The sequence below is a fragment of the Pseudarthrobacter ribosi genome (assembly GCF_055412865.1).
The window spans coordinates 236,852-252,468 of the sequence record NZ_JBVAYZ010000007.1 but is presented as its reverse complement, the minus strand read 5'-3'; the positions used below and the strand labels follow the sequence as shown (position 1 = coordinate 252,468).

At 69.2% G+C, this 15,617-nt stretch carries 15 protein-coding genes; 3 read left to right on the top strand and 12 right to left on the bottom strand.

The window, feature by feature from the left end; all coding sequences use genetic code 11:
• Positions 1 to 447: hypothetical protein (locus ACZYZ5_RS10235; protein WP_463901471.1), on the top strand; the 447-nt coding region annotated here is incomplete at its 5' end.
• Here ACZYZ5_RS10235 and tyrS read toward each other — a convergent pair.
• From tyrS to ACZYZ5_RS10210, 5 genes are all read right to left on the bottom strand, one after another.
• Positions 444 to 1,757 (bottom strand): tyrosine--tRNA ligase, encoded by a 1,314-nt coding sequence (gene tyrS, locus ACZYZ5_RS10230; RefSeq protein WP_463901469.1) that lies wholly within the window; start codon positions 1,755 to 1,757, stop codon positions 444 to 446. The two genes, ACZYZ5_RS10235 and tyrS, sit on opposite strands and share 4 nt — an antisense overlap.
• Positions 1,758 to 1,825: 68 nt before the next feature.
• Entirely contained in the window at positions 1,826 to 4,054 is a 2,229-nt protein-coding gene (locus tag ACZYZ5_RS10225) for a HelD family protein (RefSeq protein ID WP_463901468.1), read from the bottom strand.
• Positions 4,055 to 4,216: 162 nt separating this feature from the next.
• Positions 4,217 to 4,759 (bottom strand): adenine phosphoribosyltransferase, encoded by a 543-nt coding sequence (locus tag ACZYZ5_RS10220; RefSeq protein ID WP_463901495.1) that lies wholly within the window; start codon positions 4,757 to 4,759, stop codon positions 4,217 to 4,219.
• 26 nt (positions 4,760 to 4,785) lie between these two features.
• Positions 4,786 to 5,430, bottom strand: a complete 645-nt coding sequence (locus tag ACZYZ5_RS10215; protein ID WP_463901466.1) for a hypothetical protein — start codon at positions 5,428 to 5,430, stop codon at positions 4,786 to 4,788.
• A 71-nt stretch (positions 5,431 to 5,501) separates the two neighbouring features.
• Complete coding sequence (locus ACZYZ5_RS10210; protein ID WP_463901464.1) at positions 5,502 to 6,185, bottom strand: DNA-3-methyladenine glycosylase; 684 nt, start codon at positions 6,183 to 6,185, stop codon at positions 5,502 to 5,504.
• Between the two features lie 91 nt (positions 6,186 to 6,276).
• On the opposite strand from ACZYZ5_RS10210, the gene ACZYZ5_RS10205 reads away from it, so the two are divergent.
• Both ACZYZ5_RS10205 and ACZYZ5_RS10200 read left to right on the top strand, forming a co-directional pair.
• Positions 6,277 to 7,863 carry an AlkA N-terminal domain-containing protein gene (locus tag ACZYZ5_RS10205; RefSeq protein ID WP_463901462.1) on the top strand — a complete coding sequence of 529 codons (1,587 nt, stop codon included), beginning with the start codon at positions 6,277 to 6,279 and terminating at the stop codon, positions 7,861 to 7,863.
• Positions 7,860 to 8,372, top strand: a complete 513-nt coding sequence (locus ACZYZ5_RS10200) for a methylated-DNA--[protein]-cysteine S-methyltransferase (protein ID WP_463901461.1) — start codon at positions 7,860 to 7,862, stop codon at positions 8,370 to 8,372. Before ACZYZ5_RS10205 ends, ACZYZ5_RS10200 begins: the two co-directional genes overlap by 4 nt.
• A 176-nt stretch (positions 8,373 to 8,548) precedes the next feature.
• On the opposite strand, the gene ACZYZ5_RS10195 is transcribed toward ACZYZ5_RS10200, so the two are convergent.
• From ACZYZ5_RS10195 to ACZYZ5_RS10165, 7 genes are all read right to left on the bottom strand, one after another.
• Complete coding sequence (locus ACZYZ5_RS10195; protein ID WP_463901459.1) at positions 8,549 to 9,289, bottom strand: maleylpyruvate isomerase family mycothiol-dependent enzyme; 741 nt, start codon at positions 9,287 to 9,289, stop codon at positions 8,549 to 8,551.
• Positions 9,290 to 9,339: 50 nt separating this feature from the next.
• The gene (locus ACZYZ5_RS10190) at positions 9,340 to 9,870 is read right to left on the bottom strand and encodes a pyridoxine/pyridoxamine 5'-phosphate oxidase (protein ID WP_463901457.1); all 531 of its coding nucleotides are present in this window, start codon (positions 9,868 to 9,870) and stop codon (positions 9,340 to 9,342) included.
• A 149-nt stretch (positions 9,871 to 10,019) separates the two neighbouring features.
• On the bottom strand, positions 10,020 to 11,456 hold the full coding sequence (gene argH / locus ACZYZ5_RS10185) for an argininosuccinate lyase (RefSeq protein ID WP_463901455.1): 1,437 nt from the start codon (positions 11,454 to 11,456) through the stop codon (positions 10,020 to 10,022).
• A 4-nt stretch (positions 11,457 to 11,460) separates the two neighbouring features.
• A complete protein-coding gene (locus tag ACZYZ5_RS10180) occupies positions 11,461 to 12,666 on the bottom strand; it encodes an argininosuccinate synthase (RefSeq protein WP_463901454.1) in 1,206 nt (401 codons plus the stop codon).
• A 104-nt stretch (positions 12,667 to 12,770) separates the two neighbouring features.
• A complete protein-coding gene (locus ACZYZ5_RS10175) occupies positions 12,771 to 13,304 on the bottom strand; it encodes an arginine repressor (RefSeq protein ID WP_463901452.1) in 534 nt (177 codons plus the stop codon).
• Entirely contained in the window at positions 13,304 to 14,326 is a 1,023-nt protein-coding gene (argF, locus tag ACZYZ5_RS10170; RefSeq protein ID WP_463901450.1) for an ornithine carbamoyltransferase, read from the bottom strand. The genes ACZYZ5_RS10175 and argF overlap by 1 nt, the downstream gene beginning before the upstream one ends.
• Complete coding sequence (locus ACZYZ5_RS10165; RefSeq protein ID WP_463901493.1) at positions 14,323 to 15,546, bottom strand: acetylornithine transaminase; 1,224 nt, start codon at positions 15,544 to 15,546, stop codon at positions 14,323 to 14,325. Before ACZYZ5_RS10165 ends, argF begins: the two co-directional genes overlap by 4 nt.
• Positions 15,547 to 15,617: the final 71 nt, after the last annotated feature.

The following is a 15,617-nucleotide window of genomic DNA, read 5'->3' as shown; positions in this document are numbered from 1 at the left end:
ACCACACCACGGGGTGGCGGATCCGGTCAATTCAACCAATTCAATACAATAAATTGGTATCAACAAACTTGGCACACTATTGAGTTCTCAAACAACAGACACATTCGAAGTACTATTCGGAACAATTCAATAAAATTGAATTCTTTTTTTCGCTTTTTCTTCGCTGCGATATTTGAAGCTTATTTCATTCATATCCACTTTGCAAATCCAGATTTTCATCCAAATTCCACCCGGTGGAACAATTGCTCCCAGCAAAAGGTGAAGCAATTTTTCATTCCTGCGCCGCGTGCTCCAGGGGAGCCGAAAGCGCTAGAAGAATTGCTTCTCTATTTTTGTTGGGGTTGGTCACCACTCTGCGGTGGCGACTCAGAAAACAATACACCCTCCTGCCCGACCTTGCAACTGGGTCGGGCTGGAGGGCGCAGGTGGCGTGTGGCGCCGTTCTAGGCCGCGGAAACTTCCACGGTGGCGAGGTTCTTCTTGCCCCGGCGCAGCAGCAGGTAGCGACCGTGCAGCAGCTGCCCGGGCTCGATCACGGCGTCCGGATCCGCGACCTTGGCGTTGTTGACGTACGCCCCGCCCTCCCCCACGGTGCGGCGGGCGGCCGACTTGCTCTCCGACAGGCCCGTGGCGACGAGCAGGTCGATAATGCCCAGGCTGTCGGCATCGACGGTGGCTGACGGGAGTTCGGATGTGGCCGCCTTGAGCGTGGCCTCGTCCAGGACGCTGAGGTCACCGTTGCCGAACAGGGCGGCGGAGGCGGCGATGACCTTCTCCGTGGCGTCCACACCGTGGACGAGGGAGGTCACCTCGTAGGCGAGCTTGCGCTGTCCTTCGCGGGCGAAGGGCCGTTCGGCAACCGCGGTTTCCAGGGTTTCGATCTCGGCACGGCTCAGGAAAGTAAACACCTTCAGGCGTGCCGCCACGTCGCTGTCCGCCGTGTTGAGCCAGAACTGGTAGAAGGCGTACGGGCTGCACATCTCCGGATCAAGCCAGATGGCGTTGCCCTCGCTCTTGCCGAACTTCGAGCCGTCGGAGTTCGTGATGAGGGGGGTACCCAGCGCGTGGACGTGCTTGCCCTCGACCTTGCGGATGAGATCGGTGCCGCTCGTGAGATTGCCCCACTGGTCCGAACCGCCGGTCTGCAGGACACAGCCGTAGTCGCGGAAGAGCTGCAGGTAGTCCATACCCTGCAGGATCTGGTAGCTGAACTCCGTGTAGCTGATCCCCTCGTCGGAATTCAGCCGGTTGGCAACAATGTCCTTTTTGATCATGGTGCCGACCCGGAAGTGTTTGCCGATCCCGCGAAGGAAGTCGATGGCGCTCAGCGGAGCGGTCCAGTCCAGGTTGTTGACCATTCGGGCCGCGTTGTCACCCTCAAAGCTGAGGAAACGCTGGACCTGCTCCTGCAGTTTCCCGACCCATTCGGCGACCGTCTCGGGGGTGTTGAGCACGCGTTCGGCGGTCTGCCGAGGATCTCCAATCAGGCCGGTGGAGCCGCCGACCAGCCCGAGGGGCTTGTGGCCGGCCAGCTGGATCCGGCGCATCAGCAGCAGCTGGACCAGGTTGCCCAGGTGCAGGCTCGGCGCGGTGGGATCGAAGCCGCAGTAGTAGGTTGCGGGATCGCCGGCGAGGAGCTTCTCCAGCTCCGCCTCATCCGTCGAGACGTGGACCAGGCCGCGCCATTTCAGCTCCTGCCACACATTGGCGAAGCTGGGGTCATTCTGCTGGGAACGTAGATCATTTAGCTGGGACACGGAATCTAAGTTAGCAGGATCCGGGCACGGTCAGCGCCCAGTGACCGCCGGGCGCCCGGCGGCGGGTCTCAGTCCTCGATGCCGGCCGGAACCCCAGCGGAGGCGATAAGCCGCAGCCGCTGGGTGGGCCGGGTCATGGCGACATACAGGTCGCCGACCCGGCCGTGCTCATGGTTGAGCATGGCTGACGGCTCCAGCACCACGACGCCGTCGAACTCCAGCCCCTTGGCCTCGCGGGGGCTGATCACCACGATGTCCTGCACGTAGCTGCCGGCATCCGTGCCGACGCGGCGTCCATAGACGGCGCGCAGCGCGGCGGTCGCCTCCGGAAGGAGCTCGCCGTCGGCAATGACGGCCAGCAGGCCGCCCTCGAGCGCGCCCAGCTCCTCCGGCAGGACCTCCACGAGCTTGCTGACGATCCCGCCGCGCTCGACGCGGTCGATCACCGGCGCCCAGCGGCCCTCGCGGACCGCCTTCGGTGCGGACACCACAAGCCCCGCCGCGTTGGCCATCCGGGCCGCCGCTTCCGCGATCTGCGAGGGCGTGCGGTAGTTGACCGTAAGTTCCTCGAGCTGCCAGCGGTCGCCGAACATGGGCGCGAGGGCGCTGTGCCAGGAATTGGCGCCGGCGACGGAACTCGTCTGGGCAATATCGCCCACAATGGTGAAGGACTTCAGCGGGCAGCGGCGGACCAGCAGGCGCCACTGCATCGGCGAGAGCTCCTGTGCCTCGTCCACCACAATGTGCCCGAATGCCCAGCTGCGGTCCGTCGTGGCGCGCTCGGCGGCGGTCAGCCGGGCTTCGCGTTCCTGGTTCTGGTCGACGAGCTCCTCCGCGGAGATCAGGACGTCCACGCCGGCTGTTTCCATGTTGACCAGAGTCTGCTTGGCATTGGCCAGGTCTCGGGCACGGTCGTGTTCCTGCTGGGCGAGTCCCCGGCCCGCGGCCGCGTCGAGTTCGCCGAGGAGTTCGGCGGCCTCGTCCAGCAGCGGCACGTCCGCCTCGGTCCACGGGGCGTCGGCGGGCCGGAGCAACAGTTCACGCTCGGCCGGGGTGAGGTGGGGCGTGCAGGCTGCCAGGATCGCCGGCCTGCTGAGCAGTTCTCCGATGAGCTTCTCCGGCGTCATCGGCATCCAGCACAGGTTCAGGGCGATGCGGACGTCCCGCGCGGAGCGGACGTCCTCGGCCAGGTAGGAACGGTCGGCGTTGTTGCCGATGCTGCCGGCCTCCACAAGTTCCGTCATCTGCTCGGTCAGTTCGCGCAACAAAGTCTTGACGAACGAGACACGGGCCTCGTTGTGCGGCTTGCCGGTCGAGCGGGCCCTGTCCCTGGCGCGGCGGACCTGCCGGGGAGTGAGCAGAAGTTTGCGCCCGTCGACTTCGAGGACGCGGTTCTCCGCCGGGATGCGCTGCCGGTTGGCCACGGCGTTCGCCACGACCTCGGCCATGTCGAGCCGGCCCTTGATCGCCGCGACCGCGGAATCGGGTTCGGCGACCGCGTGGATGCCGGGCATCAGGCGCCCTACACTCGCCATCACGACGCCGGTTTCGCCGAGCGACGGCAGGACGCGCTCGATGTATTTCATGAACGACGACGACGGGCCCACCAGCAGGACGCCGGCAGTCTTGAGCCGGTCACGGTGGGTGTAAAGCAGGTAGGCGGCGCGGTGCAGCGCCACAGCGGTCTTGCCCGTGCCGGGACCGCCCTGGACCACGAGGGCACCAGAAATCGACGAACGGATGATCCGGTCCTGCTCGGACTGGATGGTCCCGACGATGTCCGACATCCGTCCGGTCCGCTTGGAATTCAGGGCCGCCAGCAGGGCGCCCTCGCCCTGGAGGGACTCGTTGTCGGCCAGCAGGTCGGCGTCGAGGACATCATCCTCAATCGCCTTGACCTCGCGGCCCTGCAGGATCAGGTGGCGGCGGCGGCGCACACCCTGCCGGTCGAACGCGGTGGCCTGGTAGAAGTGCCCGGCCTCGGGCGCGCGCCAGTCCAGCATGAGGCGCTGGAGGTCGTCAGTGGTCAGGCCGATACGGCCGATGTACTGGGCCTCCCCGGAGTCGAGGTCGAGGCGGCCGAACACGAGCCGGTCGTCGACGGCGTCGAGCTGCGCCAGGCGGTCCTCGTAGAGTGCGGCGAACGCGTCCCGCTCCGAGACGTTCTGCATGGTGCCCACCGCACCGGCGCGCCGTACCTGCGCCAGCTGGGCGCGCTTTTCCGCCCGCAGCTCATCCAGCCGGGCGTAAAGTCCGGCCACGTAGTCGCGTTCATGGGCCAAATCAGCGTCGTGCATCGAACGTTCCCCTATCGAAAAAGACAGACCAACCATTCTACAACCATTTCGGTCTCCCTACCGGCACATGTCTGTTTTGTGCCGGCATTTTACCGAGGTGTGCGGAACCGTCCACTCCTCCCGGCGGTCGTTGGCCCGCGGCCCGCGCCGCCGGGACTGGGGCTACAGGCGCAGCAGGGAGCTGACCCGCTGGCCGGCCAGGGCCGAGCGCCCGCCGAGTTCGCCAAGTTCCATGACCACGCCGACGCCGGCCACATCGACGCCGCAGCGTTCGAACAGCCGCACGGCGGCGCCGAGCGTGCCGCCCGTGGCGAGGACGTCGTCGAGGATCAGGACGCGGCTGCCGGGAGCGAGGTCAGTGGTGTGCAGTTCCAGGGTGGCTTTGCCGTATTCGAGCGCATAGTCCTCGGAGACGACCTCCCGCGGCAGCTTGCCGGCCTTGCGGACGGTGATGACGCCGGTCCCGGTGGCGTACGCGGCCGCGGCAGCCAGCAGGAAGCCGCGGGCCTCCACCCCGGCGACGGCGTCGAACTGGCCCTCGAACGGCCCAACCAGGGCGTCCACGACAGCCTTCAGTGCGGCGCCGTCGGCGAAGACCGGGGTCAGGTCCTTGAAGACGATCCCGGGCTTGGGGTAGTCGGGGATCGTGGCGCACAGGCTGCTGATCAGCTCATCCACCGGCGCGGTGGTCTCATTCCGGTTCATCGTGCTCTGGTGGTGCTCGCTTTGATTCACCCGTCAACCTTACTCGCCGGACCCGCACCGCTGGCCGGACCCGCACCGCTGGCCGGACCCGCACCGCTGGCCGGTGTGGCCGGTGACCGCAGGAGCTCGTGCGCGAGTCCGAAGCTGACGACTTCGAGCGCTTTGCTGAGCGCATGCTCCGCGTCGAACCGCCGGGCCGCCGCTGCATCCAGACGGTCGTGGTCCGTCGCCCATTCGGAACGGCGGAACCGGTCAGCGTCGCCGTGCAGGAGCCGTCCGTAGAGAACGTCCTCGAAAGCCTCACGACCGTCATCCGGGGCTGGTCCGGGCAGCACATGCTGCCGGCCCTGGAGCATCTCCGCGGTGAAGAGCCCAGCCACCGCCTCCGTCCCGTCCGCGAGCCTGGGGTCTGCCGCATGGTTGCACAGGCGGAGCGCCCTCACCACCAGCTTGAGGGACACGTGTTCGTCCCGCACGATGAACTTCCGCAGCAGGGCCGCCCGGAAGAGCTCCACCCACTGCCGGCGTTCCTCCTCGGGGGAATCCGCCGGCGCCGCCGCTTCAGCTGGCCTGAACAGCTCGACCATCCGGAAATAGTCGGCGGCCAGCTGCGCAAAGATCTCGAGCCGTTCGAGCTCGCTGTGTGGCTTCCCCCGCCTGCCCTCGCCCATCCGATGCTCTCCTCCCCCGCCACCGGTTCCAGGAAACCCCCAGAACCACCACAACCACCGCAGCCGCCCGGCTAGGCCGTCCGCACCTTCGCCGCCTTGTAGCGGGAGACGGTCGGGTCACCGCTCAGCCAGAAGCGCCAGGGGTAGTCGTGCGTGCCTCCGGCACCGGAGACGCCGACGCGCGGCCCGGCGCTGACGTCCACCGCCTGCCGGGCGGGGAGTTCCAGTCCGAACGGGGCCTGGAGGGCGTCCCTGCCGCTGTCCGCCGTCGTGATTCCGAGTGACGTGGCGAGCCGGGCCGGGCCGCTCGCCAGGTCCTTGGGGGATTTCGACGCCGGCCGCCGGCTGAGGGCGAGCTGCTCGCCGGCCACAATCTCGCCGGCCCGCAGCAGCACGGCGGAGGCCACGCCGGCCGGCCCGCACACGATGTTGGCGCAGTGGTGCAGGCCGTAGGTGAAGTAGACGTACATGTGGCCCGCCGGGCCGAACATCGGGGCGTTGCGCGCGGTCGCGCCGCGGAAAGTGTGCGAGCCGGGGTCCGGGTGCGGCGAGTCATGCGGGCCCAGATAGGCTTCCACCTCCGTGATCCGCACGGACACCGGGCCGCCGCTCCCCTCATGCGTCAGCACCGCGCCGAGCAGCAGGGGCGCCACCTGCCGGGCGTCCAGGGACAGGAGCTCCCGCAGTTCGTCCGCGGGCGGCCCACCGGCAGGGAGTCCAGGGCCCGGCGCACGGAGTGGAGGCGTCAACGTCATGCTCCGACTTTAACAAACGGCACCCTTCCCCTTCCACAGCCGTGTCCGATTTCCGCTAGCAGCGGTTCCGGGAAGCTGGCAGGATGAACCCATGGACTTCTGGCAGCGCTACCGGGCAATCGACGCCCGGGACACCCGGTTCGACGGGCAGTTCTACACCGCTGTCCGCACCACGGGCATCTATTGCCGGCCCTCCTGCCCGGCCCGGACCCCCAAGGCCGGGAATGTCACCTTCTACGAAACGTCCGCCGCCGCGCACGACGCCGGGTACCGGGCCTGCAAGCGCTGCCTGCCCGAAGCCGTCCCCGGCACGCCGGCCTGGAACGTGCGCTCCGACATCGCCGGACGCGCAATGCGGCTCATCAACGACGGTGTGATCAACCGCGACGGCGTGGAGGGGCTGGCCGCCCGGCTGGGCTACTCCTCGCGGCAGCTCAACCGGATCCTGAGCCACGAACTCGGCGCGGGACCGCTGTCGCTGGCCCGGGCCGGCCGGGCCCAGACCGCCCGCACCCTGCTCGTCTCCACGACGATGAAAGTCGCCGACATTGCCTTCGCCGCCGGCTTCAGCAGCGTGCGCCAGTTCAACGAAACCATCGGCGAGGTCTTCGCCATGACACCCTCGGCGCTGCGGGCCACGGCCCGGCACCACCGTCCGTCGGGCCCGGCCGCCCAGTCGACGACGGCCCTGACGCTGAACCTGCCGTACCGCGAGCCGTTCGACCCGGGCGTCTTCGACTTCCTCGCGGTCCGGGCCATCCCCAGCATCGAGGAAGGCTCGTCCACGTCCTACTCCCGGACCCTGCGCCTGGCCCACGGCGACGCCCGCTTCCGGGTGGACTACGACGCCGGGTCCCCGGGCCGCCCGCTCGTGCTGACCATCGGCGCCGTCGACCTGCGGGACCTGCCGCCCCTGCTCAGCAGGGTCCGCCGGCTGCTGGACCTCGATGCCGACCCGGTCGCCATCGACAGTGCGCTGGGGTCCGATCCGCGGCTCTCAGCCAGCGTCGCCGCGACCGCCGGGATGCGGATGCCGGGCGCACTAGACCCGCAGGAGCTGCTGGTCCGGGCCATGATCGGCCAGCAGATCACCGTCGCCGCGGCCCGTACCGCCCTCACCCAACTGTCCGCGGCCGGCAGCGAGAGCCAGGTGCCGGCGGACGGCCTGCACCGGCTGTTCCCGACCGCGGAGCAGATTGCCGGGCACGGTTTCGAGCTGCTCCGCGGACCGCAGCGCCGCATCGATTCGGTCCGCGCAGCCACGGCGGCGATGGCCTCGGGCGGGCTCGACTTCGGCTACGGCGACGACCTGCCCGGGCTGGAATCCAAACTGCTGCCCCTCGCCGGTGTGGGGCCGTGGACGGTTGGTTACGTGGCGATGCGCGTGATCGGCGCCCCGAACGTCTTCCTGGCCAACGACGCCGCGGTGCGCAATGGCATCCGCTCACTCGCCCGGGAGACGGACGGCGCGGCAGCTCCCGAAGGACCCCTGAGTCCTGACTTCCGGGAGCTCAGCCCCTGGCGCTCCTACGCCACGATGCACCTCTGGCGCGCTGCAGCGGCGGCCCAGGCCGCGGCGCGCAAGCCGTCCCCGGCGCAGACTCAGCCACCACCACAGGCTCCAACGCACACTTCAGCGCAGGCCCCACCGCAGACTCCAAGGAAAGCGATCCCATGAAAGCCCAGTTGTTGACCATGTCCACCCCGGACGGCCCGTTCACCATCATCGCCCGGGACGGGACCGTGCTGGCCTCGGGGTGGACTGCCGTTCCCGGCGAGCTGACCGGCCAGATCCATCCGGAGCTGCTCCCCGCGGACTACGAGACCGTCACCGGGCTCGGCAGCATCTCGGCGGCCGTGGAGGATTTTTATGCCGGGAACCCCGGACCCGCCATGGCGGTGCCGGTGCAGCAGAAGTCCGGTCCGTTCCGGGGCCACGCGTGGGATGTGCTCCGGACGGTCGCGCCGGGACACCCTGTGACCTACACCGAGTACGCGGAGCTGTCCGGCAACGTCAAAGCCGTGCGCGCCGCGGCCAGTGCCTGCGCCTTCAACGCGGCAGCGCTGTTTGTCCCCTGCCACCGGGTGATTCGCACCGACGGCAGCCTGGGCGGCTTCCGCTGGGGGCTGGCCATCAAGGAAAGCCTGCTTGACCGGGAACGCCGGCAGGCCGCCGACATGGCATAGCGCCGTCCGCCCGCCGCCGAGGTGAGACCTCCCGCCCATGTTGCAGCGGATCATGGGCGCGAAACGTCACCTCAGCGCGAGTCCCGTCCGCCCGCCGCCGAGGTGAGACCTCGCGCCCATGTTGCGGCGGATCATGGGCGCGTAATGTCACCTCGGCGCGAGTCGCGGCGAGGGACCTACGGGGTGACGGGCACCCCGGCCGGCCAGGGCAGCAGCGCCGGGAGGTCCACGCCGTCGGCTGCCGCGGTGGCGCGCAGGCTGCCAAGGGTCGGGGTGCGTCCCGCGAGCCAGGCCGCGATATCGGTGAGCATTCCGTTGATGGCGGTCGACGGGCCGCCGGGGGCCCCGATCGACACTGCCGGCAGGCCAAGCGGCTGGAGCACGAACCGCTGTCCTTCCGGCACCCGCGCGGCGAGGAAATCGAAGAGGTGCTCGCAGAACGACCGGCTCCAGGTTTCCGGGCCGCGGCCCGTGCCGAGGTCGGTGGCGTGGATGACGAGCTCGCGCCAGAGCGCCAGTCCGCCGTCGAATACGACGCCTCCGCGGTAGCTGATGGGCGCCTGCCAGCCGGCGGCGTCCAGTGCGCCAAAGGCCTGCAGCGCCCGGTCCAGGGCGGCGTCCACATCGGCCCGGTGTTCCGCGATCGTGTGACCGGCAGCCATCTCGATGGCGCGGGTCCGGCCCTCGTAGCCGCCGTCATAGAGCTCGATGCTCTCGCCCCGGGCGGCGTATTCCAGCTGGCGGGCCATCGCATTGGCGATCCCGCAGATGTGGGCCAGCACGTGGCCCCGCGTCCAGCCCGGCAGTTCCGAGGGGGCCTTGACGTCCTCGTCGGAGAAGGTGGCGTTGATTCCAGCCACGTCGCCGGCGGCGCGGCGGAGTTCGTCCAGGAGTTTTTCCGGGGTGATGGTGGTCATGGCGATCATCCTAGTACGAAGGTCATGCCAACACCCTGGATAAATGCCGATTAACTGAAAGACTCCGGCCCGTAGCGGTGGCGGAGATGCCGGCGGTCGTGCCGGGCCTGCCAGAACTCGATCTCCCGGGGTCGGAGGGCGTACAGCTGCCAGTCCGGGTTGTCGCTGCCGTCCGCACCGGGCCGGGCGTGCCAGTCCGCAGCCGAGGCCTCGGCCGACAGCTCCACCACCCCGCCGGCCGCCCGGACCTGCCGGCCCTGCTGCTGCCAGAAGAAGTTCAGAGCGGCGTGCGGGTTGGCCGCGAGTTCGTGCCCCTTGCGGGATGCCCGGGAGGTCGCGAAGTGCCAGCCGTCGGCGTCGATGTCCTTGAGGATCAGCATCCGGGAGGACGGCCGCCCGAGCTCATCCGCTGTGGCCAGGCTGCAGGCGTTGGGCTGCGGGACACCGGCGGCCAGCGCCTCCTCGAGCCAGAGCCGGAAGAGTTCCGCCGGGTCCGCGGGGGCGGTGCCGGGGTCGAAGTCCGGGAGCAGTTCGGGGAAATCGGGCAGGGCGCGCAGCAGCAGGCGGAACGTTTCGCTCATGGCGCCATGATAACGGGGAGTCTTCGGCGGTAAACGCACAACGCTCCCTCAGTTGTTGCATGAATATCGGCAACGCTCTCTCACTTTCTTGGCGAAAGTGAGAGAGCGTTGACCAAAATGATGCAGGAACTGAGAGAGCGTGTTGGGTGCTACCCCGCGTACCCGCGGACGCCGGCGAGCTCACCCTCGAGGGCCAGCAGCTGGCGTTCGACGGCGGCCGGCGCGGTGCCGCCCTGGGAGTTCCGGCTGTTCAGCGAACCCTCGGTGGACAGGACCGTGCGGACCTCCGGCGTCAGGTGCCCGGAGATGGCGGCGTATTCCCCGTCCGTGAGGTCCCAGAGTTCGACGCCGCGGCTTTCGGCCTGCTTGACCGCGGCACCGGAGAGCTCGTGCGCCTCACGGAACGGAACGCCCTGGCGGACCAGCCATTCGGCGATGTCCGTGGCCAGCGCGAAGCCCTGCGGCGCCAGGGACTCCATCCGTTCGGTGTTGAACTTCAGCGTCGCGATCATGCCGGAGACTGCCGGGAGCAGGACCTCCAGCGTGTCGGCGGCGTCGAAGACCGGTTCCTTGTCCTCCTGCAGGTCGCGGTTGTACGCGAGCGGCAGTCCCTTCAGGGTCGCTAGCAGCCCGGTCAGGTTGCCGATCAGCCGGCCGGCCTTGCCGCGCGCCAGTTCCGCCACGTCCGGGTTCTTCTTCTGCGGCATGATCGAGGAGCCGGTGGAGTAGGAATCATGCAGGGTGACGAAGGAGAACTCCTTGGTGGCCCACAGGATCACTTCCTCCGACACGCGGGAGAGGTCCACGCCGATCATGGCCGTGATCCAAGCGAACTCGGCGAAGACATCGCGGGAGGCGGTGCCGTCGATCGAGTTGTGCGTGGCGGAGAAGAAGCCCAGGTCCGCGGCCACGGCCTCCGGGTCCAGGCCCAGGGAGGAGCCCGCGAGGGCACCCGAGCCGTAGGGCGAGACGCCGGCGCGCTTGTCCCAGTCCGCCAGCCGCTGCACATCGCGCAGCAGCGCCCAGGCGTGGGCCAGCAGGTGGTGGCTGAGCAGCACCGGCTGGGCGTGCTGCAGGTGGGTGCGGCCGGGCATGGCCACGCCCTGGTGCGCCCTGGCCTGCTCCACGAGGGCATCGATCGTGGCGAGCACGCCGCGGGCGATGATCCGGGCGTGGTCGCGCAGGAACATCCTCCCCAGCGTGGCCACCTGGTCGTTGCGGGACCGGCCCGCGCGGAGCTTGCCGCCGAGCTGGGTGCCGGCACGCTCGATCAGTCCGCGTTCCAGCGAACCGTGCACGTCCTCATCGGACTCCGCCGGCAGGTAGGCGCCGGAGGCGACGTCCTCGTCCAGCCGGCCCAGGGCGTCCAGCATGCCCTCGAGCTCGGCGTCGTCGAGCAGGCCGGCTTTGTGCAGCACGCGGGCGTGCGCCTTGGACCCGGCGATGTCGTAGCGGGCCAGCCGCCAGTCAAAGTGCGTGGACTTGCTCAGCGCGGCGAGGGCGTCCGCGGGGCCGCCGGCGAACCGGCCGCCCCACAGCGCACCCGTATTTGTCGCTGCGGACTTGGTGGTTTCCGACTCAGCCACGGGGCTACTGCCCTGCGACCCGGAGGTCACGGCTGGAGGCAACCTTGGCGGACATGCCCCACAGCTCGATGAAGCCGCGTGCCATTGACTGGTCGAACGTGTCGCCGGTGTCGTAGGTGGCGAGGTCGAAGTCGTAGAGCGAGGTCCCGGAGCGGCGTCCGTTGACGATCGCCTGGCCGCCGTGCAGGGTCATGCGGATGTCGCCGGTGACGTAGCGCTGGGTGTCCTCGATGAAAGCGTCGAGGGAGCGCTTGAGCGGCGAGAACCACTGGCCGTCGTAGACCAGCTCGGACCAGCGCTGGCCGACGGTTGCCTTGAAGCGGGCCTGCTCGCGCTCGACCGTGATGTCCTCGAGGTGCTTGTGCGCGGTGATCAGCGCCATCGCTCCCGGTGCCTCGTAGATTTCACGGGACTTGATCCCGACGAGGCGGTCCTCGACGACGTCGATCCGGCCGACGCCCTGAGCACCGGCGCGGCGGTTGAGTTCCTTGATGGCCTGCAGCGGGGTGACCCTGGCGCCGTCGATCGCGACCGGGATGCCGGCCTCGAAGGAGATGATGACTTCATCGGGTGCCGGCGGGAATTCCGGGGTGGCGGTGTAGTCGTAGATGTCCTTGGTGGGGGCGTTCCAGATGTCCTCGAGGTAGCCGGTTTCGACGGCGCGGCCCCAGACGTTCTGGTCGATCGAGTACGGGTTCTTTTTGGTGGTCTCGATCGGCAGTCCCTTTTCCTCGGCGAAGGCGATGGCCTTGTCGCGGGTCAGGGCGAGGTCGCGGACCGGGGCGATGCACTTCAGGTCCGGCCCGAGGGTCTGGATGCCGACTTCGAAGCGGACCTGGTCGTTGCCCTTGCCGGTGCAGCCGTGGGCCACCGTGGTGGCGCCGAATTCGCGGGCGGCCTTGACGAGGTGCTTGACGATCACCGGGCGCGAGATCGCGGAGACCAGCGGGTAGTGGCCCTGGTAGAGGGCGTTGGCCTTCAGCGCGGGCATGCAGTACTCGTTGGCGAACTCGTCGCTCGCGTCGGCGACGTAGGCCTCGACGGCGCCGCAGCCCAGGGCGCGCTGGCGGATCGTCTCCAGCGACTCGCCGCCCTGTCCTACGTCGACCGCCACGGCAATAACCTCGGCGCCGGTCGCTTCGCCGATCCAGCCGATGGCTACGGAAGTATCCAGGCCACCGGAGTAGGCCAGCACAATACGCTCAGTCACTTGAAATGCTCCTTAGTTGTTTGGGGAAAATGTCGGGGGGAAAGCTTGTCTACTGAAAGCCTGTCACATCCCTGTGGCAGGCCCAATCTTCAGGCCGGCTGCCGTCAGCCGGCGCCGGCTTCCTCGGCGAGCTGCAGGAAGCGGGCGGCCACGTCGGCTCCGCCGAGCGGGTCCCGGGTGACCAGCACCACCGTGTCGTCGCCCGCGATGGTGCCGAGGATGGACGGCATCACCGAGTGGTCGATCGCGAGGGCCAGGAAGTTGGCCGCGCCCGGCGGCGTCCGGAGCACCACGATGTTCGCGGACGCTTCGGCGGTGACCAGCAGTTCCGCGCAGAGCCGGGCCAGCCGCGCGTCGAGGATCTCCTGGGTGACGCCGCTCTTGGCCGCGCGTTCCCCGCCCTCCCCCGGCACCGCGTAGACGAGCACGCCGTCCTTGCCGCGCACCCGCACCGCGCCCAGCTCCACGAGGTCCCGGGACAGCGTGGCCTGGGTGACCTGGACGCCGTCGTCCGCGAGCAGCGCCGCCAGTTCGGCCTGCGAGCGGACCGACTCGCCGGTGAGGATCGCGGTGATCCGCGCCTGCCGGGCCGTCTTGGTGGCCGGGCTGGCCCCCGGCGAGGCGGGCTGGACGGACACTATCCGAGCGCCTTCGGTGTCAGCGTCCGATTCGGCGCCAGCCCCTCGACAATAGCCAGGCCGGAGCGGTGCATCAGCCACGCCATCAGTGCCTTCTGGGCGTGCAGCCGGTTCTCGGCCTCGTCCCAGACGACGGCCTGCGGGCCGTCGATGACGGCCGCGGCGATCTCGTAGCCGCGGTAGGCGGGCAGGCAGTGGAGCACGACGGCGTCCGGTGCCGCGAGCTTCATCGCTGCCTCGTCCACGGCATAGCCGCGGAACAGCTGCAGCCGGGCTTCCTTCTCGTCCTCCTGGCCCATCGACACCCAGGTGTCGGTGGCGACGACGTCGGCGCCGAGCAGCGCCTCGGCGGCGTCCACCGTGACGAGCACCGAGCCGCCGGTTTCCGCCGCACGGTCTTCGGCCGCGGCGATGATGGCCGGGGACGGCAGGTAGCCTTCCGGGCCGGCGATGCGGACGTGCATGCCGGCGGTGACGCCGGCCAGCAGGTAGGAGTTGGCCATGTTGTTGGCGCAGTCGCCGAGGTAGCTCATGGTCAGGCCTGCCAGTGCGCCCTTGTGTTCCTTGATGGTGAGCAGGTCCGCGAGGAGCTGGCAGGGGTGGTAGTCGTCGCACAGGGCGTTGATGACCGGCACCCGGGAATTTGCGGCCATGGCCACGAGGCCGGAGTGGGCGCCGGTGCGCCAGACGATGGTGGACACCATGCGCTCCAGGACCTTGGCGGTGTCCTCGACCGATTCCTTGTGGCCGATCTGCGCCTCGCCCGGGTTGATGATCAGCGCGTTGCCGCCCATGTCGGCGACGCCGGCGGCGAAGGACACCCGTGTCCGGGTGGAGGTCTTGTCGAAGATCACGGCGACGGTCTGGCGTCCGCTGCCCTCCGCGGCGAAGGGCTGCACGCTGTACGGGGCGGCCTTCATCCGGACGGCGAGGTCCAGGACCTCGGCCTGCTCGGCCGGGGTGAGGTCCGTGTCCTTGAGGAAGTGGCGGGTCCGGCTCTTCGAAGTTTCAGTCGCGGTCACTGGGCGTCCTTTGCGGTCTGGAGGAGGGCGGGCAGTGCCGCGAGGAAGCGGTCGGCCTGTTCGGTGGTGAGGATCAGCGGCGGTGCGAGGCGGATGGTGTGCGGGCCGGGGCTGTTGACGATGAAGCCCGCCGCGAGACCGGCGGTCACGACGGCCGGGGCGACGTCGGCGTCCAGATCGAAGCCGATCAGGAGCCCCTCGCCGCGGACCTCGGTTACCCCGCCGACCGCGGCGAGGCCGGCACGCAAGTGCTCCCCCACCTCCCGGGCGTGGCCCAGGACCTGCTGGTTTTCCAGCACGTGCAGGGTGGCAAGCGCCGCGGCGGTGGCGACGGGGTTGCCGCCGAACGTGGTCCCGTGCTGGCCGGCGGTCAGCAGGGCGGACGTGTCGGGGCCGTAGGTGACGAGGGCGCCGATCGGGAAGCCGCCGCCGAGGCCCTTGGCGAGGGTCACGGCGTCGGGCACAATCCCGGCGTCCTCGCTCGCGAGCCACTTGCCGGTGCGGCCGATGCCGGTCTGGACCTCGTCCAGGATCAGCAGGGCACCGGCGGCGCTGGTGGCCTCCCGGGCCGCCCGCAGATAGCCGGCGGGCAGCGGGCGGACTCCGGCCTCGCCCTGGATCGGTTCGAGGAAGACCGCGGCGACGGTGTCGTCCACCGCGGCGCGGAGGGCGTCGATGTCGCCGAAGGGAATGTGTTCGACGCCGCCGGGAAGCGGGGCGAACGGCGCCCGGTAGGCTTCCTTCGCGGTCAGCGCCAGGGCGCCCATCGTGCGGCCGTGGAAGGCGCCCTCGAGTGCGATGATCCGGGTCCGCGGCTTCGCTGTATTGTCGGCGCCGGAGTTGCGCCGCGCCAGCTTGAAGGCAGCCTCGACGGCTTCGGTGCCGGAGTTGGCGAAAAACACCTTGGACCCGGCCGGGGCCTTGGTGATCTCCAGCAGCTTCTCGGCCAGCGCGATTTGGGTGGGGCTCGTGAAGAAATTGGAGACGTGGCCCAGGGTGGCGAGCTGGCTGGAGATCACCGAGGTGACAAAGGGATGCGCGTGGCCCAGGGCGTTGACCGCGATCCCGCCGAGCAGGTCCAGGTATTCCTTGCCGTCGGCGTCCCAGACCAGGCAGCCGGCGCCGCGGACCAGGACCCGCTGCGGGGTGCCGAAGACGCCCAGCAGCGAGGAGTTGTAGCGGGACAGCCACTGCGCGCCGGTGGCGCGGGAGTGGACCATCCCCAGCAGCTCCCCCTCCTCGCTAGCTCGGACCGGGGCCCCTGCCGCTGTGGGCCCATCCCCGACCGGGG